Source organism: Novosphingobium sp. 11B, from assembly GCF_054589055.1.
In genome coordinates, this window is sequence record NZ_BAAILP010000183.1 from 3,442 (window position 1) to 6,387 (window position 2,946).

Genomic DNA, 2,946 nt, shown 5'->3' on the forward strand with positions numbered 1-2,946 from the left:
GACGACGAGTCACTTCGGCTCCGTCACATCCTTCGGCAGCGCCAGCACCTCCAGCCCGGCCTCGGGCGTGAGGTAGCGCTGCGCCATCGCCTGCACGTCCGCCGGGGTAAGCGCCAGCAGCCGTTCGCGCGCATTTTGGAAACGCTCGATCCGATCGGGCTGGGACTGCGCGTGGTCGACGAGTGCCATCCAGCCCGCATTGCTCTTGAGCGCGTTGGCGAGGCTTTCGATCATCGGCTGCCGCGCGCGCAGCAGGATGTCGGCGCTGACCGGGGCCTTGCGCAGATCGTCCAGCACCTGCCGGATCGCCGCGCGTGTCGCGGGCACTTCGGCGACGTCCACCGAGGCGTTGACCGAGAAGGTGCCGTAGCCTGTCCACTCGTGCGAAAGCTGGCTCGATGCCGAGGGCGAGTAGGCCTTGCCCAGCGCCTCGCGCAGCTGGTCGGTCAGCTCGACGCGCATGACCCGTTCGAGCAGTTCGAGTTCGAGCGCCTCGACCGGATCGGCATCGTCGCGCGTGGGCCAGGTGATGCGCAGCAGCGCCTGATCGGCCGGGCCGGTATGCCGCACGATCCGCGCCGAGCGATCCTTCGCGAAGAGGCGCGGGGGCTGGCCGGTCTCGCCGTGGAAGACCGTCTCGCGCGCGGGTAGGGCGCCGAACGTGCGGGCGACCAGCGCGATCGCGGCGTCTTCGTCGATGTCGCCGACGAGGCCGATCTCGATCGCGCCGCGGGCCAGCCGATCGCTCACGTCGGTCTTCAGCTTGGCATAGGACAAGTGGCGATAATCCTCGACGTTGCCGAGGCTGAAACGCGGGTCGTCGTCGCTGAGGATGCCGCCGATGCGGGCCGCGAGCGCGGAGGCCGGGGTCGCATCAAGCTGCGCGAAGTAGTTGTTGATCGCCTGTCGATAGCGCACTTCGCCTTCGGGCCGGTAACCGGGGTCGGTGACCAGCGCGGCTAGCAGCTGCAGCTGGATTTCGAGGTCGCGCGGGGTCGTCGTCACCCGCGAATCGAAGCTCGCCGCCGCGCTCGACAACCCGAGCCCGACGCTGCGCCCGGCGAGAATCGTGTCGAGCGAATCGCGGCTGTGCTTGCCGAGGCCGCCATCGTCGAGATTGGGCACCAACTGCGTCGCATGCGGGTTCTCGCGCGTGTTCAGCCGGTCGCCGCCGTCGATGGCGAGGCTCACGCGCACGCGGTCCTTCTCCAGATCGGTCTTGCGCAAGTTGAGCATGACCCCGTTGGCGAACCGCACCTCGCGGATGCCGAGGTCTTCGCGCCGGGTGTCCGATACCACCTGACCGGCCGGGCCGAAATCGGTGTAGGCGAACTGCGCGGTATCGGCGCCGGTTTCCTTGTCGATTTTCGCGCGCATGACCTCGCGCCAGGCATCGCGCAGCGCGGTTTCACCGCCTTCGGGCGCCTTGCGGCCCTGGAAGCGGATCAGCGGCGCATCAAGTGTCAGCGCCTCGCGCTTGAGCGCGGCCAGCACGGCGTCGGGGGTGATCTGCGGGGCGAAGCGCTCGAAGCGTTCCAGCCCCGACTGCGGGGTGGAGGGCACCATCTCGTCATCGACCAGCGAGAGCGCCAGCGCCGTCAGCATCGCATTGCTGCGCGTCGAGGCCGAGGCTGCGGCATTGACGATGCCGGTGCGCACTTGCGCCACCTGTTCGGCGACTTCGGCCGCCGAGAAGCCGTAGGCGAGGGCGCGGCGGTATTCGATTCCGGCTGCCTCTAGCCCGGCGCGCCACTTGCCGTCTACGGTGTCGATGATGATGCGGGTCGAGCGCGCCGCCTTGAACACGTCGCCGGTGCCGAAGCCCGCCCCCCGAAACGGCGGCTCGGCGCTGCGGGCGAGGCGCTGGAGGCGGCGGTTGACGATGTCGTAGCCGATCGAGCGCAGCAGCGTCTCGCGGCGCTCGGCGATCGAGTCGGGTTCGTCCTGATAAGTCCCGTTGCGCTGGACGGTGACGCGCTCGGACAAGGCCGGGTCGAGATAGACGCCGGTGCGCGCCTTGTCCTTCGCCTTGACCGGGCCGGGGAAGGGCTGGGGCTCGGCGGGCCTTGCGGTCCAGTCGTTGAAATGGCGCAGGATGCCGGCCTCCACCGCAGCGACGTCGAAATCGCCGACCACCACGAGGGTGACGTGGGCGGGGACGTATTCGCGTTCGTAGAAGGCGCGCAGGGATGCGGCGTCGGCGGCGTTCAGGGTTTCGACGGTGCCGATGGGAAAGCGCTGGGCGTAGAGCGACTTGGGGTAGAAGAACCGCGTCGTGTCGATGGCGTTGCGCAAGGCCCAGGAATTGCGGTCGCGCATTTCCGCCAGCACGACGCCGCGCTCGCGGTTCACCGCCTCCTGCGAGATGGTGAGATTGCTCGCGGTCTCGCGCATCAGCATCAGCGCGGTGTCGATCAGAGCGGGGTCATTGCGGGGCAGGTCCAGCTTGTAGAGCGTGCGGTCGAAGCTGGTCGAGGCATTGGTGTCGGCGCCGAAGGCCAGCCCCTCGCGCTCCAGCAGCGGCACCATCTGGCCCTCGGGCACGCGCTGCGAGCCGTTGAAGGCCATGTGTTCGAGGAAATGCGCGAAGCCCTGTTCGGCAGGGGATTCGTCGAGCGATCCGGCATCAACGTCCATGCGCACGATCGCGGTTCCGGCGGGCGTCGCGTTGTGGCGGACGATGTAGCGCATGCCGTTGGCGAGGCGGCCGAAGCGGAAATCGGGATCGACCGGGATGTCGCTGCGGTCGAAGGCCCAGACAGCCTCTTGGGCGGGTTTGTCCTTTGCAGCCAGTGGCATGGGAGCCAGTGCGACAAGGAGCGCGATCAGGGAAACTCTCATCGCCTTGAGGAGTGCCAAGGCCGGAAGGCGAAGGCAAGTACGTTCCTCCCTGTCGCGCAGCGATGGGGAGGGGGACCGCCGCCGCAGGCGGTGGTGGAGGGGTTT

At 68.5% G+C, this 2,946-nt stretch carries 1 protein-coding gene; it reads right to left on the reverse strand.

Annotation, left to right across the window (positions count from 1 at the left end):
• Positions 1-9: 9 nt before the first annotated feature.
• A complete protein-coding gene (locus ACYPYD_RS16960; RefSeq protein WP_459664359.1) occupies positions 10-2,841 on the reverse strand; it encodes a M16 family metallopeptidase in 2,832 nt (943 codons plus the stop codon).
• Positions 2,842-2,946 lie beyond the last annotated feature (105 nt).